The following is a 23,106-nucleotide window of genomic DNA, read 5'->3' on the forward strand; positions in this document are numbered from 1 at the left end:
CGCCACGCCCGTGAGAGAGGGAGTCGATCACCCATGCACCGCCCCACCCTCGACCGCGCGGCCGAGCTCCGCGAGGAATCCGGCGTCATCGATCGTCTGCGCGGAGAGACGTCGACACGCGTGATCGCCGTCCGCGACGGTCGAGTGCGCGTGACCCATGATCTGCTGGTCCGCGTCGCCCCGACAGAACCCGTCGATGCCACATGGGCGCTCCTCGGGCGCGACGAGTCCGGAACTCCGCTGTTGTTGGCCGCGCTTCCGGCCGAGAGCGCGTCGATCGACGCGGCCCCCGACGAGACGTGGCTCGGGCTGCGTGATCTCGGAGTGCGGCTCCCGGCGCAGGAGAGCGAGATCCTCATCGAGGCGCTGGCGCTCGCCGCCTGGCTGCGCGATGCGCCGTTCTGCCCGACATGCGGCGGAGGCACCGAGATCCGTCAGGCGGGATGGTCGCGTCGCTGTCTGGTCTGCGGGCGCGATCACTTCCCGCGCACCGACCCCGCCGTGATCGTGGCGGTCGAGAGCCGCGACGGCGAGCGACTGCTCCTCGGCGCGAACGCGAACTGGGGCGGTCGGATGTACTCGTGCTTCGCGGGGTTCGTCGAGGCGGGCGAGTCGCTCGAATCGACCGTCCATCGTGAGCTCGCCGAGGAATCTGGGGTGCGTCTCTCCGCGCTGCGCTACGTGTCTTCGCAGGCTTGGCCGTTCCCGCGCTCTCTGATGGTCGGCTTCCGCGCGGTCGTCGACGACGAGGCGGATGCCCGCGCCGACGGCGAGGAGATCGTCGACGTGCGCTGGTTCACCCGCGCGGAGATCACGTCGTCCCTGGCGGGAGAGGGGCCCGTCGGGCTGCCCGGACACGCATCGATCGCGCGCGCACTCATCGTGGACTGGCTCGAGGCGGGCGCGTGAGCGCTCTCGACGCACTCGACGAGCGTCAGCGGCAGGCGGCATCGGTCCTCCGCGGACCCGTCGCGGTGCTGGCGGGGGCCGGTACCGGCAAGACGCGCGTGATCACCCACCGGATCGCGCACGGAGTCGACACCGGCGCGTACTCGCCCGCGCGGGTGATGGCCGTGACGTTCACGGCGAAGGCCGCGGGGGAGCTGCGCGGGCGCCTGCGTGCGCTCGGGGTCGAGGGCGTCGCCGCCCGCACGTTCCACGCCGCCGCTCTCGCGCAGCTCAACTTCTTCTGGCCGACGCTCGCCGGACAGCCCGCCCCGTCGATCATCGACAACAAGGTGCGGATGCTGGGACAGGTCGCCGACGCCATCCGCCTGCGTCCCAGCACCGCGACCCTGCGGGACATCGCGTCAGAGATCGAATGGCGCAAGGTCTCCATGCTCTCGATCGAGCAGCACGCGACCCTGGGACGGTCGGTATCCGGCGTCGATGCGACGCAACTCGCCGAACTGCAGCGCGGATACGAGGCGCTCAAGGACGAGCGCAACCAGCTCGATTTCGAAGACGTTCTCCTGGCGTGCGCCGGGATGCTCGAGGCCGAGCCGCGAGTCGCCGCATCGGTGCACGAGCAGTACCGCCACTTCACGGTCGACGAGTTCCAGGACGTCTCGCCTCTGCAGAACCGACTGCTCGAGCTCTGGATCGGTGACAGGCACGACATCTGCGTGGTCGGCGACGCCAGCCAGACGATCTATTCCTTCGCCGGCGCCGAGCAGCGTTTCCTCCTCGAGTTCGAACGCCGCCATCCCGATGCGACCGTCGTGCGACTCGAGACGAACTACCGCTCGCAGGCTCCCATCCTCTCCGCCGCGAACGCGCTCATGAAGGGGCGCCCCGGCGCGCTGGAGCTCACGCCCGCGCGCGAGCAGTTCGCGACCGAGCCGCCCACCGTCACCGCCTACGACAGCGAGCGCGACGAGGCGGAGGGAATCGCCGCGTCCATCTCGGCACAGATCGCCGAGGGCATCTCTCCCGCAGACATCGCGGTGCTCTACCGGGCCCATGCCCAATCGGCCGCGCTGCAGCAGGCGCTCGCCGCAGAGGGGATCGCGACCACGGTTCTGGGCGGCACCCGTTTCTTCTCGATGCCCGAGGTGCGTCAGGCGATCCTCGCGATCCGTGCTGCGGCCGTCGCCCCGGTGGAGCAGGGGTTCGTCCCTGCGGTGCAGCGCGTGCTGCGCGAGCTCGGACTCACCGAGGAACCGCCGGCGGCGGGCGGAGCCCAGCGCGACGGCTGGGAGGCGCGACGCGCGATCCTCCGCCTCGCCGAGGAGGCCGGGCCCGAAGCCACCTTGCGCTCCTTCGGTGATGCGCTCATGGCCCGGGCGAAGGATCAGCACGAGCCGACCATGCGCACCGTGACGCTCTCGACCCTGCACGCCGCGAAAGGCCTGGAGTGGTTGCACGTGCACCTCGCCGGATGGGCGGAGGGGGCATTGCCGATCTCCTACGCGACGAGCTTCGAATCGATCGACGAGGAGCGCCGGCTCGCGTACGTCGGCGTCACGCGAGCCGCGCGAACTCTGTCTCTGTCGTGGTCGCGCTCGGCGGGACGAGGCGAACGGGCTCCCTCGCGGTTCCTGGCAGAGATCGGGACGACGGGACGCGGCACAGGCATTCTCCGTGAAACCCCACCGCTCGCGAGTCGCGGGACCCGTCCGCGCTGAGCCGGATGATCTCGCTCTCCGCCGAGGGCGTGGCGGCGAGAAGGCGCGCGGCGATCGCTCCGGCGCCAGCGATGAGCACGGCGCGAACGCGTCCGGGGTCGCGAGCGACGAGCTGCGTGTGCAGTCGGGGCCAGGCGGGGTCGAGATCGCGAGCATGGAGATCGCGGCACGTGAGGCACGGCGTGATGCCGGGGACGACCATCGGGCCGATCGTCACCTGATCGCGACCGACGGCGACGGGCAGGTGCGTCACATCGTCGCGGAGGTACGTCGCCAGTTGCATCGCCGCAGCGCTGCCGGCGACGAGCACCACGGCCGCGCCGGACCGGGAACCGTGCTCTCCGATCGGAACGCCCTCGTCGGCGAGGCTCTCCCGCAAGCGATGCTCGGTGCGGGCATCGGTCACGCCGAGACGCTCGACCCAGGCGGCGCGCGGCACGGGCGGGTCGTCGATGAGGAGGTGCTCCAGCCGCGCGAGCAGGGCTCGCGCCTCCTCGCGCGGCGCCCCGAGTCCGTGCGCGATCACGTCGAAGGAGGCTCGGCGGAAGCCGGAACCCATTCGTGACAGCAGCAGCTCCACCCATGCCGCTTCGGCGTCGATGTGCAGATCGCCGTCGAGTCCGAGCTGCAGCGTGCGCTCGTCGCGCCAGAGCAGCGGAAGGGCGGGTGAGAGGCGGGTGAGTGTCGTCGGCGTGAGCGGAGGCATCCACCGATTCTGGACATTCCACGGCGTCCATGGGATGCCGCAGAGACATCCGTGGACAACGCGACTGCTCCTCTCCGATGGGGAGGAGCAGTCGCGGCTCAGACCGGCCGGTCGCCCTCGGGGCGGTCTTCCGACTCGTCTCCACCCGACGAATCTCCGCTCGACTTTTCGTCGGCGTCGCCCGAGAAGTCGTCACCGTCGAGCAGGCGGGCCAGCGCCTCGTCGAACTCGTCGGCGACCGGCTGCTCACCCCGCGCCGTCGCCTGCAGGCGGGCGACGAGGGCCGTCGGGTCGTCGATGTCGTCGGCGGTCGGCATCAGATCGGGGTAGTCCCAGAGCGCGTCGCGGGCGGCGATACCGACGGCATCCGTGACCTGCTGCCACATGGCGGCGGCCTCGCGCATGCGTCGCGGGCGCAGCTTCAGACCGACGAGAGCCCCGAGCGCGTCCTCGGCGGGGCCGCCGACCGCGCGCCGACGACGTGCCGCCTCCGCGAGCCGTGCACCGTCGGGGAGGCGCGAGGTCGCCTGGGTGGTGACGACGTCGACCCAGCCGTCGATCGTCGCGATGAGGTTCTCGAGCCGCGTCAGTGCCTCGCGCTGCGCCTCGGTCTGCGTCGGCAGCAGGGCACCGCCCTCGATCGCGGCCCGCAGCTCCTCGGGGTTGGACGGATCGAGACGACTCGCCACGTCTTCGAGTGCATCCACATCGACCGTCACCCCGCGTGCGAAGTCCGTGATCTGGGCCATCACGTGCAGGTGCAGCCACTTGGCGTGCCGGTACAGGCGGGCGTACGCGAGCTCGCGCGCCGCGAGGTAGAGGGCGATCTGGTCGTCGGGGATCTCGAGTCCCTCGCCGAAGGCGGAGAGGTTCTGCGGGATGATCGCGGCGGTGCCGGCGGGGAGCACCGGGATGCCGACGTCTCCGCCCGAGACCACCTCCAGCGAGAGGTTGCCGAGCACCTGGCCGAACTGCGCGGCGAACACCGAACCGCCGAGCCCGCGCATGAGCCTGCCCGCGCCCTGCACGACGTCGCGCATCTCCTCGGGCACCTGCGTGTCGAGTGCGCTGGTGAGCGCATCGGCGATGCTGGTCGAGACGGGGCCGGCGATCTCCTTCCACACGGGGAGGGTCTTCTCGACCCATTCGCCGCGGGTCATCGCGACCGGCGCCTGGGCGAGGTCGGAGATCGTGGTCGCCTCGCCGAGCCAGAGCCCTGCCAGGGCGAACGCGTCGACGAGCGAGGTGCGCGAGCCGTCGGTGATGCCCTGTCCGTCGCGGTTCGCGATGTGCAGCGCCTGACGCAGCGCGTTCTCCCAGGCGTCGCCGCCGAACGCGCCCTGCAACTGCGACATGATCGTCTGCATCATCGCGGGGTCGAGCGCCAGCCCGTCCATGCCCTCGAAAGCACCACGCAGCGCCTCGGGGTCGATGTCGCCACCCTGGCCTGCGAGCATCCGCCGCAGGAACTCCTGGAAGTCCTCGGGTGTCGGGTCGTTGTCTGCCATGTCGATCGCCCTCTCAGCACGCCTATAGCCGTGCCATCTACGCTAGTCACAGGTTCATGCGAGCGAACCCGATGCGGGCAGATCCCTGTACGCCGCTCGCGAACGACGGAGGATGCTGTGGAACGAACGCGGCCTGTGAAGCTCGGACTCGGCGTCTGGGCGTTGATCGTCGCACTCGTGGCACTGGTCGTCCTCACCTTCCTCCCCACCCCCTACGTCATCCAGCGGCCGGGCCCCGTCTACGACACCCTCGGCACGGCCGCGGGTGCGGACGGGGAGAAGGTGCCGCTCATCAGCATCGAGGGCGCCGAGACGTTCGACACCGGCGGCACGCTCGATCTGACCACCGTCCAGGTCGTCGGCAACCGCGAGCGCACCCCCAGCTGGTTCGAACTCGCGCTGGCGTGGACCGACTCCTCCCGCGCCGTCGTACCGCTCGACTCCGTGTTCCCGGAGGGCGTGACCACCGAGCAGCGCGATGAGCGCAACGCGACCCTGATGGTCGACTCGCAGCACGAGGCGACCGCCGCGGCGCTGGGAGAGCTCGGCTACGACACCGGGGCCGAGGTCGTCGTCGTCGAGGCCGTCGAGGATTCCCCGGCCGAGGGCATCCTCGAACCCGACGACGTGATCACCGCGATCGACGGCGACCCCGTGGTGTCGGCGAAGCAGCTGCGCTCGCGCATCCAGGACATCGGGGGAGCGGAGATCGACCTCACGGTCCTGCGAGACGGCGAGGAGCAGGACGTCACGATCACCCCGCAGGAGTACACCGAGGGCGACACGACCACGTGGCTGATCGGCATCACCCTTCGCACCGACTACGACTTCCCGATCGACGTGACGATCCAGCTCGACAACGTCGGCGGCCCCAGCGCGGGGATGATGTTCGCTCTCGGGATCATCGACCAGCTCACCCCGGGCGAGCTCAACGGTGGCGAGAACGTCGCCGGCACCGGCACGATCGAGGCCGACGGCACGGTCGGCCCCATCGGCGGCATCCGTCAGAAGCTCTACGGGGCGCGTGATGCGGGGGCCGAGTTCTTCCTCGCTCCGGCATCGAACTGCGACGAGGTCGTGGGCCACGTGCCCGACGGGTTGCAGGTCGTCCGCACCGCGACGCTCGAGGAATCGCTCGATGCTCTCGAGGTCATCGCCGACGGCGGAGACGTCTCGGCGCTGCCCGCCTGCACCGCGTCGTGACCTCGCCGTGACCGGGATGACAGCCGCAGCCCAGTAACGCGTGCCTAGGATGGGGGTGTGACCTCGACCTCAGCTCCGAACCCGGCCACTCCTCGAACCTCCCGACGCATATTCGGCATCTCGCTGGTGATCATCGCCGCATTGATCGCGGTGTTCTTCGTCTTCGCGTCGCTCTACACCGAATTCCTCTGGTTCGATCAGGTGGGCTTCACCGGTGTGCTCACGACCCAGTGGGTCGCCACCGTGGTGATGTTCGTCATCGGCTTCCTCGGGATGGCGGTGCCGCTGTTCGTCGTGATCCAGCTGGCCTACCGCCTGCGCCCGGTCTACGTTCGCCTGAGCTCCCAGCTCGACCGCTACCAGGAGGTCATCGAGCCCCTGCGTCGTCTCGCCATGTGGGGTATGCCGATCTTCTTCGGTCTGTTCGCCGGCTTCTCGGCCGCCGGGCAGTGGAAGACGGTGTGGCTCTGGGCCAACGGCGTCGCGACGAGCGACGTCGACCCGCAGTTCGGCATCGACACCGGCTTCTACATGTTCGCGATGCCGTTCTACTCGATCGCGCTCGCGTTCGTCTCGGCCGTGCTGCTGCTCTCGCTCCTGGTCACGGCGCTCGTGTCGTACCTCTACGGGTCGGTGCGCATCGGTCAGGGAGAGCTGCGCATCTCGAAGGCGGCGCGCATCCAGCTCGCCGTCATCGCCGGTCTCTACATCCTCGTGCAGGCGGTCAGCCTGTGGCTCGACCGCTACAAGACGCTGGTCACCCCCGACGACCGCATCACCGGTGCCGCGTACACGGGCGTCAACGCCACGATCCCCGGTCTCGCGATCCTGGCGATCATCGCCGCACTCGTCGCGATCCTCTTCTTCGTCACGGCCGTGATCGGCCGCTGGCGCTTCCCGCTCGCCGCCACGGCGCTGCTGATCGTCGCCTCGCTGGTCGTGGGTGTCGGATACCCGTGGGTCGTCACGACCTTCCAGGTGAAGCCGAACCAGAACGCCTACCAGGCCGAGTACTACCAGCGGAACATCGACGGCACGAAGGAGGCGTACGGGGTCGCGAACCTCGAGACGACCACCTTCGAGGCCGAGACGGATGCCGAAGCCGGTCAGCTGCGCGCGGATGCCGACACCACGGCCTCGATCCGCATCATGGACCCGAAGGTCATCAGCCCCACCGTGCGGCAGCTCGAGCAGTACCGCGCGTACTACCAGTTCGAGGAGACGCTCGACGTCGACCGCTACGAGATCGACGGCGAGATGCAGGACACGGTCGTCGCCGTCCGCGACCTCGACATCACCAAGCTCGGCGAGGGCGACAACTGGAACAACCGTGTCGCCGTCTACACGCACGGTTACGGCCTCGTCGCTGCCGCGGGCAACCAGCGCACGAGCGACGGCGAGCCCGTCTTCCTCGAGCGCGGCATCCCGTCGTCGGGCTTCCTGACCGACCGCGAGAACTTCGAGCCCCGCGTCTACTTCGGTGAGAACTCGCCCGAGTACTCGATCGTGGGAGCCCCGGAGGGCGCCGACCCGGTCGAGATCGACTACCCGCGCGGCAAGGACGGCGCGAGCGAGACGAAGACGACGTTCAACGGCGAGGGCGGCCCCGCCATCGGCGACACGTTCACGAAGCTCCTCTACGCGCTCAAGTTCCAGTCCGAGCAGATCCTCTTCTCGAATCTGGTGAACGAGGACTCGCAGATCCTCTACGACCGCGACCCGAAGACCCGTGTGGGCAAGGTCGCTCCGTACCTCGAGCTCGACAGCGACCCGTACCCCAGCGTGGTCGACGGCCGCATCGTCTGGATCGTCGACGGCTACACGACGAGCTCGACGTACCCCTACGCGACGAGCGTGAGCCTCTCCGACGCGATCACCGACTCGAACACGCGGGCACCGAGCCTCGCGATCGACGAGATCAACTACATCCGCAACTCGGTCAAGGCGACCGTCGATGCCTATGACGGCACCGTCACGCTCTACGCGTGGGACGCCGAGGACCCGATTCTCAAGACCTGGCAGAAGGTCTACCCGTCGACCGTGAAGCCGATCAGCGACATGTCGGGCGAGCTGATGAGCCACGTCCGCTACCCGACCGATCTGTTCAAGGTGCAGCGCGACATCCTCGGGATCTACCACATCGACACCGCCGGGTCCTTCGCCCAGCAGGACAACCGCTGGCAGACCCCGAACGACCCGCGCAGCGACGCGATGCTGCAGCCGCCGTACTACCTGACCATGCAGATGCCGGGGCAGGACAGCGCGCGGTTCTCGATGTTCTCGACGTTCATCCCGGCGTCGCAGGGCGCCGGCAGCAGCCGAGACGTGCTGATGGGTTATCTGGCCGTCGATTCGGATGCCGGTGCCGAGGCGGGTGTCAAGGCGGAGGGCTACGGCCAACTGCGCATGCTCGAGATCAACGACGACACGACGGTGCCGGGTCCCGGTCAGGTGCAGAACACCTACAACTCCGACACGGCGGTCGTCCCGCAGCTCAACCTGCTGCAGCAGGGAGAGTCGGAGGTCATCTACGGCAACCTGCTGACGCTCCCCGTGGGTGGCGGTCTTCTCTACGTGCAGCCCGTCTACGTGCAGTCGTCCGAGGGCACGCAGCTCCCGCGCCTGCAGAAGGTGCTCGTCGCCTTCGGCGACAGGGTCGCGTTCGAGAACACCCTGACCGAGGCGCTCGATTCCCTCTTCGGCGGTGATTCCGGTGCCACCGGAGGAGATGACGAGGTCGAACCGGTCGACCCCTCTGAGGTCGACCCCGACACGGGTGAAGTGCCGACCACCGAACCGACCGAGCCCACGACGCCGACCGACGAGCAGGCCGCAGCCCTGGCCGACGCGCGCCAGGCGCTCCTCGACCGCGACACCGCTCTGAAGGCCGGTGACCTCGAGAAGTTCGGCGAGGCCGACAAGCGTCTCACCGAGGCCGTGCAGAAGCTCCTCGACATGGAGTCCACGTCGGGGGAGTGATCCTCGGACCGCTCTGACGAATGCCGCATCCCTCGGGGTGCGGCATTCGTCGTTCCCGGGTGTCGGCGATCGTGTCGGTCCACGCATCCACCGGGCACAGCGAAAGGCCCCTGATCTGGATTTCTCCTGATCAGGGGCCTTTCTTGTGTCGCATTCTCGTTGCGGGGACAGGATTTGAACCTGCGACCTCCGGGTTATGAGCCCGGCGAGCTACCGAACTGCTCCACCCCGCGGCACAAGGAATAGCCTAACACGGGAATCGGGAGTGCGCGAATCGAGGCGCACTCTGCGGCGATGCGGGAGGATGAGGGCATGTCCGTGAGCCCCGCCGTTCCCGTCGCCGTCTGCCAGTTCGCGCCCACCGATTCCCGGGAGGGCAATCGCGAGCGCATCGCCGAACTCGTGGCGGATGCCGCGGCGCGGGGCGCACGTCTGATCGTGCTGCCCGAGTACTCGAGCTACTTCGTGAATCCGATGGACGAGACTCTCGCCGCACACGCGGAGACGCTGGAGGGCGACTTCGTGCAGACGCTGATCGCGCTGGCGGGGGAGTACGCGGTCGTGATCGTCGCCGGACTCGTCGAGAAGTCGGACGACACCCATCGCGTCCGGAACACGGTGGTCGCCGTCCGTGGCGACGGCATCCTGGCCGTCTACCGCAAGCAGCACCTCTACGACGCGTTCGGGCAGACCGAGTCGGACTGGGTCGAGCCGGGAGAGGTGGGCGAGGCGGCGACGTTCGACCTGGCAGGCCTGCGCTTCGGCCTGATGACCTGCTACGACCTCCGCTTCCCCGAGGTGGCCCGCACCCTCGTCGACGCGGAGGCGGACGTGCTGGTGGTGCCCGCCGAGTGGGTGCGAGGTCCGCTCAAGGAGCATCACTGGACCACCCTGCTCGCCGCCCGGGCGATCGAGAACACGGTCTACGTCGTCTCCGCCGACCACCCCGCGCCGATCGGCGTCGGCCACTCGCAGATCGTCGATCCGCAGGGAGTGGTGCTCGCCGGTGTCGGCAGCGCCGAGGGCATCGCCGTGGCGCCCGTCGAACGGGCGGTCATCGACCGCGTCCGCGAGACGAACCCGTCGCTGCGGGTGCGCCGGTACGCCGTCGTTCCGCGCTGACCGGCGAGCTCTCCGCACCTCGTTGCGGAGCCTTCGGCCCCCGTGGGCCCGCTGGGGGAGCCTTCAGTCCCGCAGGCGCGCCAGGCGCGAGACGGCCTCGTCGATGACCGACACCTTCTTGCAGGCGGCGAAGCGCACGATGCCCGCGTACTCCGGGTCGGCGCGGTGCGCCGGCGGCAGGAAAGCTGCCAGCGGAATCGCCCCGACGCCGAAGCGCTCGGGCAGGGTGCGGCAGAACTCCGCACCATCGGCGCCGCCGACCGCCGTGGCGTCGGCGAGGGTGAAGTATCCGCCCTGCGGGGCGAAGACGGTGAAACCCGCGGCCTGCAGTCCGGCACCGAGCACGTCGTGCTTGTGGGCGAGCGTCGCCGCGGCATCCGCGAAGAAGGCGTCTCCCAGGCGGAGCCCGACCGCGACGGCGGGCTGGAAGGGGGCGGCCCCGACGTAGGTGAGGAACTGCTTCACGGTGAGCACGGCGGTGATCAGCGCGGCGGGACCGTGGATCCAGCCGACCTTCCATCCGGTGGCCGAGAAGGTCTTGCCCGCCGAGGAGATCGTCAGCGTGCGCTCCGCCGCGCCGGGCAGTGTCGCGACCGGGATGTGCCGGGCGCGGAACGCCAGGTGCTCGTAGACCTCGTCCGTCACGATGAGTGCGTCGTGCCGCTCGGCGAGGCGAACGATCTCGGTGAGCACGTCCGCGCCGAACACCGTGCCGGTCGGGTTGTGCGGATCGTTCACGAGGATGATCCGCGTACGGTCGGTGACGGCATCCGCCAACCGGTCGAGGTCCGGCTGGAAGTCCGGCACACGCAGCGGCACGGTGCGCAGCGTGCCGCCGGCGAGAGAGACCGCGGCCGCGTAGGAGTCGTAGTACGGCTCGAAGACGACGACCTCGTCCTCCGGACCGTCGATCAGGGCGAGGAGCGTCGCCGTGAGAGCCTCGGTCGCTCCGACCGTGACGAGCACCTCGGTGTCGGGATCGACGTCGAGGCCGTAGAAGCGCTTCTGGTGCTCGGCGATGGCGAGTCGGAGATCGGCGGTGCCCCGACCGGGCGGGTACTGGTTCACCCCATCGGCGATCGCCTGCCTGGCGGCTTCGAGAACCTCGGCCGGGCCGTCCTCGTCGGGGAATCCCTGCCCGAGATTGATCGCTCCCGTCGAGGCCGCGAGGGCCGACATCTCTGCGAAGATGGTGGGCGCGACGGCCCCGTCGGGCGAGAGCAGGCCCGCGCCCGCCGCTGTGCGCCGCCATGCACCGGTGATGACACTCATGAAGAACAGGCTATGGCCATAAGGGAAACTCACCTTCGCCATATGAAACGCACAGACTCGGAGAGCACTCTGAAGGGGCGTTGTTGAAGGAGCACACACCATGAACGAAGACAACACCCCCGACCACTCGGCACCCGACGTGCCGTCCACCGAGGCAGCAGAGGTCGCCGACCGTTCGGCGCCGCAGGCCGCCGCTGACATCCCCGCCGCGCCGGCCGCGGAGCCCGCCGCCCCCGTGGCCGCAGAGTCCGCTCCCGCGCCGCAGTCGGCCGCGGGACACCAGGTGCCCTCGACGTTCGCGTCGCCCGCTCCCGCCGCCCCCGCGCCCGTGATCGCTCCGGCCACCGCGCAGCAGTTCGCTGGCTCGACGGCCACGTCGCCGGGAGCCGCGTTCGGTCTCCACTCCGGCGCCGCCCACACCCAGCCCACGGTTCCCCTGGGCGGAACCGCGCCGCTCGGCCTCGGTGACGGACCGGCCGATCCGCACGTGAAGACCAAGGAGGCCAAGCCGCGCGGCGGCGTGCGCCTCGCGGCCATCGTGGTCGCCGCCGCACTCGTCGGAGGCGTCGCGGGCTTCGGCGGCGGCGCGATCTGGAACGCCGTCGGCGCCACGCCCTCGAGCGGTGTCGCAGAGGGCCCGCAGACGGTCACCGTCAACAACCCCGGCTCCGTGAACGAGACCACGGCCGTCGCCACCAAGGCGCTGCCGTCGGTGGTCACGATCGAGGTCGCCGGCACCAGCGAGGCCGGCAGCGGCTCCGGAGTCATCATCAGCGACGATGGCTACGTGCTCACCAACACGCATGTGGTGACGCTCGGCGGTGCCGTCGCCGACCCCACGATCCGTGTGACGACCTCCGACGGTCGCATCTACTCGGCGACCGTCGTGGGGACCGACCCCATCTACGACCTCGCGGTCATCAAGCTCACCGATGCCACCGATCTCACGCCCATCGAGTTCGCGGACTCGTCCGAGCTGAACGTCGGCGACACGGCCGTGGCACTCGGCGCGCCGCTCGGACTGTCGAACTCGGTCACCACCGGCATCGTCAGCGCGCTGAACCGCAGCATCCAGATCGCGTCCTCCGCCCTGCCGGACTCGTCGAGCGAGGACGCCCCGCAGGAACAGGCGCCCGAGGACGGTCAGCAGGACGGCCAGCAGGGTCCGTTCCAGTTCGATCTGCCCGGCAACGGCCAGCAGCAGACGTCGGAGTCGATCTCGATCGCCGTGATCCAGACCGACGCCGCGATCAACCACGGGAACTCCGGCGGTGCCCTCGTCAACAGCAAGGGCGAACTGATCGGTATCAACGTCGCGATCGCCAGCTCCGGATCGTCGGAGGAGTCCGGGTCGATCGGCCTCGGCTTCTCGATCCCGTCGAACATCGCCCAGCGCGTCTCCGAAGAGATCATCGCCGACGGTGCGGCCACGCACGGCCTGCTCGGGGCGTCGGTGCAGGATGCGGCCTCCGTGCAGGGCGCGGATGTCGCAGGGGCGTACATCGCCGACGTGACCAGTGGGGGAGCGGCGGCAGCCGGCGGTCTCAAGGCCGACGACATCGTCACCGCCTTCAACGGCGTGCCGATCACCAGCGCCAGCGACCTCACGGCCCAGGTGCGCGCCGCGGCCGGGGGCAGCGACGCGAAGGTGACCTACATCCGCGGCGGCAAGGAGTACCAGATCGAGGTGACGCTCGGCGAACTCGCCGGCTGATACCACCGCCCGGAGAAGGACGCCACCTCCGCGATAGGCTCGCGGGGTGGCGTCCTTCTCTTTCGGGTCCGGCAATGCGGCCAAGCTGCTGAGGATCCCGCTCTCCCTCGCAGGGCGCCTCGGCACGCTCGTCGTACCGCGCGGCGATCGTTGGGTGTTCGGATGCGGTGCCGGGATCGGTGACGGCGCGCTCGCCCTCCACCGTTACGCGACCGCGCAGGGCCACGAGGCGGTCTGGCTGACCCGATCCCAGCGGGAGGACGACGAGGCGGCGGCGCTCGGCATCCGCACGCTCCGACGATCGAGCATCCGTGGCTGGTGGGCGACCGCACGCGCCGGGGTCCTCGTCGTCACGCACGGTCTCGGCGACATCAACCGGTACGCCGACGGGGGCGGGTTCATCGTCCAGCTCTGGCACGGCATCCCCCTCAAGCGCATCGGTATCGACTCGCCGGCGACGACCCAGGTTCCGAACGTCCCGGGGTCTGCGATCCTGCGGCGGGCCATCGCGATCCTGTACCGGGCCGCCGCGCAGAGGATCCGCGTGCTCCCGGCCGCCTCCGACCGCTCCCGCGGGCGTCTGGAGTCGGCGTTCGGGCTGCCGAGCGACCGCGTCGTCGTCACCGGGGAGCCGCGTGTGGACGTGCTCTCGGAGGGATCGCCGGAGGAGCGTCGCGCACGAGCATCCGCCCGTCTGCGCACGGCGCTCGATGGCCTGGCCGAAACGTCTCGCGTGGTGCTGTACGCGCCCACCTGGCGCGACGGTGCGGCCGACCCCGCCGTCCCCTCGGCCGACGACTGGGTGCGGATCGTCCGAGTGCTCGAAGAGCGCGATGCGACCCTGATCATCCGATCGCATCCGCTCGGAGAAGGAGGGTACGTCCCGCCTCTGCCGAGCCGTCGGGTGCGGATGCTCGGCTCCTCCGTGCTCGCGGACGTGACCCCGGTGCTGCCGGCGGTCGACGTGCTGATCACCGACTATTCGTCGCTCGCCTACGACGTCGGACTCCTGGCGATGCCCGTCCTCTTCCTCGCGCCCGACGCGGAGGAGTACGCGCACTCACGCGGCTTCTACGGTCGCTACCGCGACGTCGCGGGTGCGGATGCCGCGTCCTCCTGGCCGGACGTGCTGGAGCAGCTCGAGGGGCTGCTGTCCGACGAGGCGGCGTTCACCGAGCGGGCCGCCCGTTCCGCTACGCTCAGCGCGGAGATGCACGCATTCCGCGACGGCCGAAACACCGAGCGGGTCTATGGTGCGATCCGCGCGCGGGGAATCCGCGCACCGAAGGGAGCAGTATGACAACGGCCCGGATCGATGAGTCGGCGCAGACGCTGGTCATCGCAGGAACCGGACCGCGCCCGGCGCACGCCGAGCTGGTCGGCCCGCGCGCGCGGGTCGACGCCCGTCTGTCGGGTGCGGGGAAGACCTGGAAGGCGGTGTTCGCGCTGCAGGCCGCCCGGTGGGGTGGCCCCGCACTGCCGCTTCCCGCCGGCGAGTACCGCTTGACGGTCGCCGAGACCGCGTTCGACGACATCGACGTTGCTCCGGTGCTGCTGCCCGGGCTCCGCGTCGAGGTGGCCGGGGACACCGTGCGCATCGCCGCACCGATCGATCCCATCTACGAGACCGCCGAGGGGCAGGCCACGCTCGAGGAGCGCTACGTCGCCCAGGCGGGCGGCACAGAGAATGCGGTGTTCTTCGAGAGCTTCTACGGCCGGAGCGTCGGGTGCAATCCGCAGGCGATCGACCGCGAGATCGCGAAGCGCGCCCCCGACGTGCGTCGCTACTGGAGCGTGGTGGACTTCTCGGTCCCCGTGCCGGAGGGGGCGATCGCCGTCGTCGAGGGAAGCCCGGAGTGGTGGCACGCTCGGGGAGCGGCGCGCCTGCTCGTCGTCAACGACTGGCTGCGCCGGAGATTCGCCCGCAAGCCCGGCCAGAAGGTGCTGCAGACCTGGCACGGGACTCCGCTCAAGCGGCTCGCGCTGCATCGTCCGGGATTCGACCCGCGACGAATGGCGGCCGTCGTCAAGGAATCACGGCGGTGGGACGTGCTGCTCGCGCAGAACACCTACGCCGAGCGCATCCTCAAGAAGGCGTATGCGTTCTTCGGGCGTCCGATCTGGGTCGAGGGATATCCACGCAACGACGCGCTCGCGACCACCGATCCGGCCGTGATCCGCGCGGCGCTCGGCATCGGAGCCGACGAACGCGTGCTGCTGTACGCACCGACGTGGCGCGACGACCGCACCGAGATGGTCGACTTCATCGACGCCGAGCGGCTGGCCGAGCAGACCGATGCGGTCGTGCTCGTGCGCGGGCACTCCCGCACGCTCGACGCCGGACGAGACCATGCCGGTGCGCGCGTGATCGATGTGACCGGCTATCCCGAGACGGCGCAGCTGCTGCTCGCGGCCGACGCCCTCATCACGGACTACTCCTCGGTGATGTTCGACTTCAGCGTCACCGGCAAGCCGATGTACTTCCTCGTGCCCGACATCGAGCACTACCGCGGAACCCTGCGCGGGTTCTACTTCGATCTCGGCGCCCGGGCTCCCGGGCCGCTCGTGGGGAGTCAGGACGAGCTCGTGCGCGCGCTCGCCGCGCCCGACCACGAGCAGGTGTACGCCGAGCGCTACGACGCATGGCGGCGTCAGTTCAACGCGCGCGATGACGGGCGAGCGGCCGAGCGCGTCGTCGACCGCATCCTCGACCAGGGCTTCCTGACGGCCTGACCCGCGGCCGCGGGTCCTCGGCCTGCCATGGCCGGGGCAGGTCAGGGCAGCGGAGTGTTGCGGGTGCCCAGGCGGGAGGCATCGACGGTGTCACCGGCTCCACGCAGAACGCCGCCCAGGAACCCCCAGCCCCAGGCCAGGTGCATCGTCGGCAGCACGAGCAGCGTCCACAACCGCTGTCGGATGCCGCCACCGCCCGGTGCGGCGGCGACGGCGACGACGAGCAGCGCGTAGGCCGCGAGCGGGGCGTAGACGATCGAGGCGATGAGTGAGGCGAGGCCGCTGAGCACCCCGGTGAGCTGCAGGATGCCGATGATCACCGCGACGATCGTGAGCAGCACCAGAACCGGCGGGGCGAAGAAGCGGATGCCGTTGCGCCGCCCGAATCGCCGCACGAGCTCTCCGCGCCAGGCGCCGGTCGCGCGGAACTGGCGCGCCAGGCGCACCCAGCTCTCGCGGGGCCAGTACGTGACGGCGAGAGTGGGGTCGAACCAGACACGATGACCGGCCTGGCGGATGCGGAGGTTGAGCTCCCAGTCCTCGCCGCGTCGGATCGTCTCGTCGAAGAGACCGACCTCATCGAGGACCTCGCGGCGCATCACGCCGAGGTACGCGGATTCCGCTTCGCCCTCGTGCGCGCCGCCGTGGTAGGCGCCGCCTCCGAGGCCGACGGGGGAGTTGTAGAGGCGTGCGACGGCCTTCTGGAACGGTGCGCGGCCCTCGGCGTGCATCACACCGCCGACGTTGGACGCGCCCGTGCGCTCGAGGGTCTGCATGGCACGGGCGGCGTAGCCGGGGGAGAGCTCCGAGTGCGCGTCGACGCGGATCACGGTCGAGTACCGGCCCGCGCGGATCGCCGCGTTCAGGCCCACCGGGATGTGCGCGGCGGGGTTGTCGACGAGGCGGATGCGCTCGTCGTCGGCGGCCAGTCGGTTCGCGATCTCGGTCGTTCCGTCGGTCGAGGGTCCGAGGGCGAGGATCAGCTCGACGGGAACGTCGAGATCCTGGGCGAGGACGGACTGCACAGCGTGCTCCAGATACCCGCGTTCGTTCAGCACGGGCATGACGAAGGAGACCCCGACGGGCGGCGCGTGCGAATCGTCATGCTGCATCCGTCGATCATGTCATGGGGCGTCGGACGTTCGCTGATCGAGATCTCGGCCCCGCTCCCGGCTCGGTATCCTGGAGGGATGGGTGCGATCTCCGACGCGAAGAAGGCGTACCGTCTGCTGAAGCGGGCGGTCGCGTCGAGGACGGCCGTGCAGCGCGTGCGCCGCAGCCTCGCGGTCAGCGAGCAGTTCCCCGAAGGGCACTTCAAGATCGCCGTCTACTTCGCCGATGGTGCGGTGAACATGTACCAGATGCGGCAGTGGTACCGGCCGCTCGCCGAACTGTCGAAGCGCTGGCCGGTCGTCGTGCTCGCGCGGCAGGCGACGGGTGCCGAGAAGCTGCTCGCCGAGGACGCCCCTCCGGTCGTGTTCGTGCCGACCGTGCGCAACCTCGAGAAGTTCGTCGCGCAGCACGACATCCGCATCGTGCTGTACGTCAACCAGAACACCCGCAACTTCCAGATGTTCCGGTACGGACGCCGGTGGCACGTGTTCATCAACCACGGCGAGTCCGACAAGATGTACATGACCACCAACCAGTACAAGGCGTACGACTACGCGATGGTGGCGGGTCAGGCGGCGCGTGACCGTCTCTCGCGCACTCTCTGGGCCTACGACGTCGATCGGCGCACCATCGAGATCGGCCGTCCGCAGGCCGATCACTATTCGGGCGAGCTCCCCTTCACGCCGGACGACCGCACCGTGGTGCTCTATGCGCCCACCTGGGAGGGCGACCGACCGAGCGCGCACTACGGGTCGATCGCCACGCACGGCGAGCGGCTGGTGTCGGCACTGCTGGCCACCGGATCGCACCGCGTCATCTACCGGCCGCACCCCCGCAGCGGTGTCGTCGACCACGAGTACGGGGCGGCGCACCGTCGGATCATCGCCGCGATCGCCGCGGCGAACGCCACCGACCCGCGCGCTCAGCACGTGTACGACGACGGCCCCGAGCTCGGGTGGCAGCTGTCGGCCGCCGATGTGGCGGTCGTCGACATCTCCGCGATGGTCTACGACCGTCTCGCCTCGGGCAAGCCCCTGATGATCACGCGTCCGGTCGACGAGCGCGCCTCGATCGACACCACGGGCTACCTCTCGGACTGCGAGTGGCTGACCGCGGATGCCGCCGCCGACATCGTGTCGGAGGTCGAGCGGGTCCGCGCCGACGATGCGGCGATCGCGCGTCTGCGCATGTGGGTGCAGCACTACTTCGGTGACACGACTCCGGGCGCCGCGACGGCCAAGTTCCACGCGGGCATCGAACAGCTCATGGCCAAGTGGGACGACTGGGAGGCGCACGAGATGGGTGCCGTCCGGCCGGATCTCGACGACGATGACGAAGAGGGCGACGAGGAGGAGATCTGATCATGGATCTCCCGCTCGCGCGAGACGTCGCCCCCCGGATCGAGTACGTGCCGGCGTCGGCATCCACGAACGCCGATCTGCGGCTGCTGGCCGAGGATCCGCTCGGCTGGCCGCACCTGTCGACCCTGATCACACGGAACCAGACCGCCGGTCGCGGACGGCTGGATCGCGTCTGGACGGCTCCCGACGGGGCGGCGCTGGCGATCTCGGTCGTCGTGCGCGTCTCGGTGGAACCGGTGCTCCGCGGTTGGATCCCCCTGATCGCGGGGATCGCGATGGCGGATGCCGTCGCCGCACAGCTGCCCGCACGTGCGGTGGGCGTGAAATGGCCGAACGACGTGCTCGTCGACGAGCGGAAGATCTGCGGCATCCTCGCCGAGGCGACGTCGGATGCGATCATCGTCGGCGCCGGCGTCAACACGGCCATGACGGCGGCGCAGCTGCCCGTGCCCACCGCGACATCGTTCGCCGTGGAGGGGGCCGCCGCCGATGAGGATCGGCTGCTCGCCGACTACCTCCGAGGATTCGACGCGCACCTCGCGGCTCTCGCCGAGGCCGACGACGCGGTCTCCAGCGGCCTGCACGCCGCGGCGACGGGCCGGATCACGACCCTCGGTCGCACCGTGCGGGTGTCGTTGCCGGGGGAGCGGACGCTCGACGGCATCGCGCGCGAGCTCGACGACGAGGGGCGTCTCGTGGTGCGTCACGGCGGGGTGGATCATCCGATCTCCGCCGGTGACGTCGTGCACGTGCGCCCTCTCGCGGACTGACACGCCGCCCGCCCACGCGTCGATGTCGGAGATCACGGGCACAATGGTGGGGTGACGCAGCCTGTGACGCTCAGCGGTCGGCCGATGATGCCGCCGCCCGGTGCGCCGTCCGAGGAGCGTCTGATCGCACGCTTCCGTGGTCACGCCCGTCGCCTCTTCTGGTCCGCGCTCGTGCTGGTGGCCACCTTCGGGGCGACCGCCTACTTCTACGACAACCTTCCAGCGCCGTTCGAGAACTGGATGCTGCTGTCCGCCGCCGGCGGGGTGGTGCTGCTGCTCGTCGTGATTCCGTTCACGGTGTGGCTCGCACGTTCGACGACGGTGACGACCCGGCGGGTGATCGTCCACGGCGGTGTGGGCGCGCGCAACCGCCGCGAGATGTCGCACGCGCGCGGGTACACGATCGGAGTGCGCCGCGGACCGCTGCAGCGGATATGGGGCACGGGGACGATCACGCTCTCCAACGGTGTCGACGCTCCGCTGCGATTGGTCAACGTGCCGAACGTCACTCTCGTGCACGAGACCCTGGCCGATCAGATCGAGGTCAGTCAGATCCTCGCCCACCGCGACGCCCAGACCGGCACCGAGGGCTTCGCATCCGCGTGACGCGCGCCCGCACTGCGGTGCGCCTGGGATCTCGAGATGTCATCCGCACCGATGACGATGCGCGAGAATGGTCGAGACGAAAGGGAGACGGCACATGGCTTTGCGTGTGGGCGTGATCGGCGGCGGACAGCTGGCTCGGATGATGATCGCTCCGGCGGTCGAACTGGGGCTCGATCTCCGAGTGCTCGCCGAGGGCGAGGGGATGTCGGCCCAGCTCGCCGCGACCGCCGTCGGCGATTATCACGATCTCGAGACCGTGCGCGCCTTCGTCGCCGACGTCGATGTCGTCACCTTCGACCACGAGCACGTGCCGCAGGACATCCTGCGCGCCCTCGTCGCCGATGGCGTGGCCGTGCACCCGGGCCCCGACGCCCTCCAGTTCGCCCAGGACAAGCTGGTCATGCGCGCGCGCCTGGCGGACCTCGGAGTGCCCCAGCCCGACTGGGCTGCGGTCGCCTCCGAGCAGGAGCTGCAGTCCTTCCTCGACGCCCACGACGGCCAGGGCGTCGTCAAGACGCCGCGCGGCGGGTACGACGGAAAAGGTGTGCGCGTCGTCCGTGCCGCGAGCGATGCCCGCGACTGGTTCGCCGCCGTGCCCGCGGGCGAAGCTCTGCTGGTCGAGGAGCTGGTGCCCTTCGTGCGCGAACTCGCGCAGCAGGTGGCGCGCCGCCCGAGCGGTGAGATCGCGGCCTATCCCGTCGTCGAGACCGTGCAGCGCGATGGCGTCTGCGCCGAGGTGATCGCGCCGGCACCGGCGGCCGCCGAGCGCCTCGTCGAGGTGGCCGAGAGCATCGGCATCCGCATCGCCGAGGGGCTCGGCGTGACGGGGATGCTCGCCGTTGAGCTGTTCGAGACCGACGACGAGCGCATCCTCGTGAACGAGCTGGCCATGCGCCCCCACAACAGCGGTCATTGGAGCCAGGACGGCGCCGTCACCGGGCAGTTCGAGCAGCATCTGCGCGCCGTGGCCGACCTCCCCCTCGGCAGCACCGCCCCGCGCGCACCGTGGTCGGTCATGGTCAACATCCTCGGCGGTCCCGCCGAGGGAGGGCTCGGGGAGCGCTTCGCGAGCGCGATGGTCGCCCACCCCGAGGCGAAGATCCACACCTATGGCAAGGATCCGCGGCCCGGGCGCAAGGTCGGCCACGTGAACGTGTCGTCGAGCGATCTCGACGACGCGGTCTACGTCGCGCGCGCCGCGGCCGCCCATTTCGCCTGATTCGCCGCACGAGGGTGCCGATCGGCCGCGTGCCGTGGGGGCAATCTCCAGCACCAGACCGTAGCCTGTTCTGGTGACCGAGCCACTGCACTCCTCCGCCGCGCCCCTGGTCGGCGTCGTCATGGGATCCGACTCCGATTGGCGCGTCATGAGCGACGCGTCCCAGGCGCTCACCGACTTCGGCATCGCGCACGAGGTCGAGGTGGTGTCGGCGCACCGCACGCCGGACAAGCTGATGAGCTACGCCCGCGAGGCTCGTGCCCGCGGCATCCGCGTCATCATCGCGGGCGCCGGCGGCGCGGCCCATCTGCCGGGCATGCTCGCCTCGATGACGCCGTTGCCCGTGGTCGGTGTGCCCGTGCCGCTCGCCTACCTCGACGGAATGGATTCGCTGCTGTCGATCGTGCAGATGCCCGCGGGCATCCCCGTCGCCACGGTATCGATCGGGGGAGCGCGCAACGCCGGTCTGCTCGCCGCTCGGATCCTCGGGACCGCCGATGAGGCTCTCGCCGACCGCGTCGAGGACTACGCCCGCGAGCTCGAGGCCCAGGTCGAGGCCAAGAACGAACGGCTGAAGGACTCCCTGTGACCCTCGCGCCACCGCGGGCGGGTGGGCGGCCGCTGATCGAGACCCGGCCCATGCGGCACCCGGACTCCACCGACGAGGGGGCGATGGCGAAGCGCGGCTGGTGGCTGGTCGCGCTGAACGTGCTGATCCCCGGTTCCGCGCAGATCGTCGCGGGGAACCGTCGACTGGGGCGCATCGGTCTGCGGGCGACTCTGCTCGCCTGGTTCCTCGTGATCGTCGCGGCGGGTCTGGCGCTCTTCGCGCGCCCCGTGCTGCTGTGGCTGACCGTGGGCGCGGGATGGTTCTCCGCTCTCATTCTCACGCTCGTGCAGATCCTCCTCGTCGTGTACGTGGTGCTCTGGGCCGTGCTCACCTTCGACGTGCTCCGCATGGTGCGATTGGTGAAGGTGCCGACGGCATCCCGGTTCGCGATCCCGGTCGTCGCCCTGATCCTGCTGGGGCTCGTCGGCGGGGGAGCGGCCTATGCGGCGACGGTCGTGGGATCGACCCGCAACACGATCAGCTCGATCTTCGGGCAGAGCGGACCGAGCCTGCCGCCCGACGACGGCTACTACAACATCCTGCTGCTCGGCGCCGACAGCGGTGACGGCCGCGACTCCATGCGCTTCGACAGCATCTCGGTGGTCTCGGTCAATGCCGACACCGGAGCGGTGACGATCACCGGAATCCCGCGCGAGCTGCCGAATGCACCGTTCAGCGAGGGCAGCCCGATGCAGGAGCTCTACCCGAACGGATTCGAGGGTCACGGCTCGTCCAGCTGCGGGTGGAACGGATGGATGAACCACGTCCGCAACGCCGCCGAGGTGTGCCGCGATGACAACGGCACGGGTCTGTACCCGAATGCGCAGGCTCAGGGCTCCGAGCCCGGCATCGAAGCGACGAAGGATGCCGCGGAGGGTGTGCTGGGGATCAAGATCCCCTATTACGTCTTCGTCGACATGCACGGCTTCGCCGATCTGGTGGACGCACTCGGCGGTGTCGACATCACCGTGACGGAGCGTCTGCCGAAGGGCGGACCGCCCGAGGGGTGGCACGGGACGGATGTGAACGAGTGGGCGATCGGCTGGATCGAGCCCGGCGCGCAGCACATGGACGGCGACACGGCGCAGTGGTACGCGCGCTCGCGGTACACGACCAGCGACTGGGATCGTATGAAGCGCCAGCGCGAGCTGCAGGCGGCGATCCTCGCGCAGTTCACCCCGCAGACCGTCCTGACCCGGTTCAATGAGGTGGCGGCGGCCGGTACGGCGCTCATCAGCACCGACCTTCCGCAGGACAAGCTTCCGGAGTTCTTCGATCTGATGATGAAGGCCAAGGAGTTGCCAGTGAACACCATCGAGCTCACGCCGGAACACGGCGTCGACGAGTTCCAGCCGGACTACGCCTACATCCACGAGATGATCCAGCAGGCGCTTCACCCGCCGACGCCGACGCCGACTCCCGCTCCCTGACGCGGAGGGTGACGGCGGAAGCTCGTCTCCGGGCATGAATGTGCCCACGGCCTCCTCGGGAGAGTGTGGAGGAGGCCGTGGGCTTCCGGTGTATCACCGGATTCGCCAGACGACGGTGATCGGAGGGGGAGGG

General features: G+C 69.9%; 17 protein-coding genes and 1 tRNA gene. 14 read left to right on the forward strand and 4 right to left on the reverse strand.

Annotation, left to right across the window (positions count from 1 at the left end; translation table 11 throughout):
• Positions 1-33: 33 nt before the first annotated feature.
• On the forward strand, positions 34-909 hold the full coding sequence (gene nudC / locus KV396_RS12195) for an NAD(+) diphosphatase (protein ID WP_247955876.1): 876 nt from the start codon (positions 34-36) through the stop codon (positions 907-909).
• Positions 906-2,627, forward strand: coding sequence for an ATP-dependent helicase (locus tag KV396_RS12200; protein WP_247955877.1), 1,722 nt, complete (start codon positions 906-908; stop codon positions 2,625-2,627). Before nudC ends, KV396_RS12200 begins: the two co-directional genes overlap by 4 nt.
• A gap of 804 nt (positions 2,628-3,431) precedes the next feature.
• Here the strand turns inward: KV396_RS12200 and KV396_RS12205 are convergent.
• Positions 3,432-4,841, reverse strand: a complete 1,410-nt coding sequence (locus KV396_RS12205) for a zinc-dependent metalloprotease (protein ID WP_247955878.1) — start codon at positions 4,839-4,841, stop codon at positions 3,432-3,434.
• A gap of 117 nt (positions 4,842-4,958) precedes the next feature.
• On the opposite strand from KV396_RS12205, the gene KV396_RS12210 reads away from it, so the two are divergent.
• On the forward strand, positions 4,959-6,044 hold the full coding sequence (locus KV396_RS12210; RefSeq protein WP_247632549.1) for a YlbL family protein: 1,086 nt from the start codon (positions 4,959-4,961) through the stop codon (positions 6,042-6,044).
• Positions 6,045-6,101: 57 nt separating this feature from the next.
• A complete protein-coding gene (locus KV396_RS12215; RefSeq protein WP_247632548.1) occupies positions 6,102-9,023 on the forward strand; it encodes a UPF0182 family membrane protein in 2,922 nt (973 codons plus the stop codon).
• Positions 9,024-9,182: 159 nt separating this feature from the next.
• On the opposite strand, the gene KV396_RS12220 is transcribed toward KV396_RS12215, so the two are convergent.
• A tRNA-Met gene (locus KV396_RS12220) sits at positions 9,183-9,256 on the reverse strand.
• Between the two features lie 79 nt (positions 9,257-9,335).
• Between KV396_RS12220 and KV396_RS12225 the strand changes: the two genes are divergently transcribed.
• Positions 9,336-10,145, forward strand: coding sequence for a carbon-nitrogen hydrolase family protein (locus tag KV396_RS12225; protein WP_247955879.1), 810 nt, complete (start codon positions 9,336-9,338; stop codon positions 10,143-10,145).
• A 63-nt stretch (positions 10,146-10,208) separates the two neighbouring features.
• On the opposite strand, the gene KV396_RS12230 is transcribed toward KV396_RS12225, so the two are convergent.
• Positions 10,209-11,417, reverse strand: a complete 1,209-nt coding sequence (locus tag KV396_RS12230) for an aminotransferase class I/II-fold pyridoxal phosphate-dependent enzyme (protein ID WP_247955880.1) — start codon at positions 11,415-11,417, stop codon at positions 10,209-10,211.
• Between the two features lie 100 nt (positions 11,418-11,517).
• Between KV396_RS12230 and KV396_RS12235 the strand changes: the two genes are divergently transcribed.
• Genes KV396_RS12235 through KV396_RS12245 form a run of 3 tightly spaced genes read left to right on the forward strand, consistent with a single transcriptional unit; the run spans position 11,518 to position 15,864 of the window.
• Positions 11,518-13,131 carry a S1C family serine protease gene (locus KV396_RS12235; RefSeq protein ID WP_247955881.1) on the forward strand — a complete coding sequence of 538 codons (1,614 nt, stop codon included), beginning with the start codon at positions 11,518-11,520 and terminating at the stop codon, positions 13,129-13,131.
• Positions 13,132-13,177: 46 nt separating this feature from the next.
• A complete protein-coding gene (locus KV396_RS12240; RefSeq protein ID WP_247955882.1) occupies positions 13,178-14,431 on the forward strand; it encodes a CDP-glycerol glycerophosphotransferase family protein in 1,254 nt (417 codons plus the stop codon).
• On the forward strand, positions 14,428-15,864 hold the full coding sequence (locus tag KV396_RS12245) for a CDP-glycerol glycerophosphotransferase family protein (protein ID WP_247955883.1): 1,437 nt from the start codon (positions 14,428-14,430) through the stop codon (positions 15,862-15,864). Before KV396_RS12240 ends, KV396_RS12245 begins: the two co-directional genes overlap by 4 nt.
• 41 nt (positions 15,865-15,905) lie before the next feature.
• On the opposite strand, the gene KV396_RS12250 is transcribed toward KV396_RS12245, so the two are convergent.
• On the reverse strand, positions 15,906-16,976 hold the full coding sequence (locus KV396_RS12250) for a glycosyltransferase family 2 protein (RefSeq protein ID WP_247955884.1): 1,071 nt from the start codon (positions 16,974-16,976) through the stop codon (positions 15,906-15,908).
• 78 nt (positions 16,977-17,054) lie between these two features.
• Here KV396_RS12250 and KV396_RS12255 point away from each other — a divergent pair, with 78 nt between their 5' ends.
• The 6 genes from KV396_RS12255 (at position 17,055) to KV396_RS12280 (ending at position 22,973) form a co-directional block, all read left to right on the forward strand.
• Complete coding sequence (locus KV396_RS12255) at positions 17,055-18,338, forward strand: CDP-glycerol glycerophosphotransferase family protein (RefSeq protein ID WP_247955885.1); 1,284 nt, start codon at positions 17,055-17,057, stop codon at positions 18,336-18,338.
• Between the two features lie 2 nt (positions 18,339-18,340).
• Complete coding sequence (locus KV396_RS12260; protein WP_247955886.1) at positions 18,341-19,108, forward strand: biotin--[acetyl-CoA-carboxylase] ligase; 768 nt, start codon at positions 18,341-18,343, stop codon at positions 19,106-19,108.
• Between the two features lie 87 nt (positions 19,109-19,195).
• Positions 19,196-19,714 carry a PH domain-containing protein gene (locus tag KV396_RS12265; protein ID WP_407665602.1) on the forward strand — a complete coding sequence of 173 codons (519 nt, stop codon included), beginning with the start codon at positions 19,196-19,198 and terminating at the stop codon, positions 19,712-19,714.
• Positions 19,715-19,781: 67 nt separating this feature from the next.
• Positions 19,782-20,933 carry a 5-(carboxyamino)imidazole ribonucleotide synthase gene (locus KV396_RS12270; protein WP_323131825.1) on the forward strand — a complete coding sequence of 384 codons (1,152 nt, stop codon included), beginning with the start codon at positions 19,782-19,784 and terminating at the stop codon, positions 20,931-20,933.
• Positions 20,934-21,054: 121 nt separating this feature from the next.
• Positions 21,055-21,522: a 5-(carboxyamino)imidazole ribonucleotide mutase gene (purE, locus tag KV396_RS12275; RefSeq protein WP_247957597.1), complete on the forward strand. Its 468-nt coding sequence runs from the start codon at positions 21,055-21,057 to the stop codon at positions 21,520-21,522.
• Positions 21,519-22,973 (forward strand): LCP family protein, encoded by a 1,455-nt coding sequence (locus tag KV396_RS12280; protein WP_247955889.1) that lies wholly within the window; start codon positions 21,519-21,521, stop codon positions 22,971-22,973. The genes purE and KV396_RS12280 overlap by 4 nt, the downstream gene beginning before the upstream one ends.
• The last annotated feature ends 133 nt before the right edge of the window (positions 22,974-23,106 follow it).

Origin of the sequence: Microbacterium galbinum (assembly GCF_023101185.1) — a bacterium.
In the GTDB taxonomy this organism is placed as follows: Bacteria; Actinomycetota; Actinomycetes; order Actinomycetales; family Microbacteriaceae; genus Microbacterium; species Microbacterium galbinum.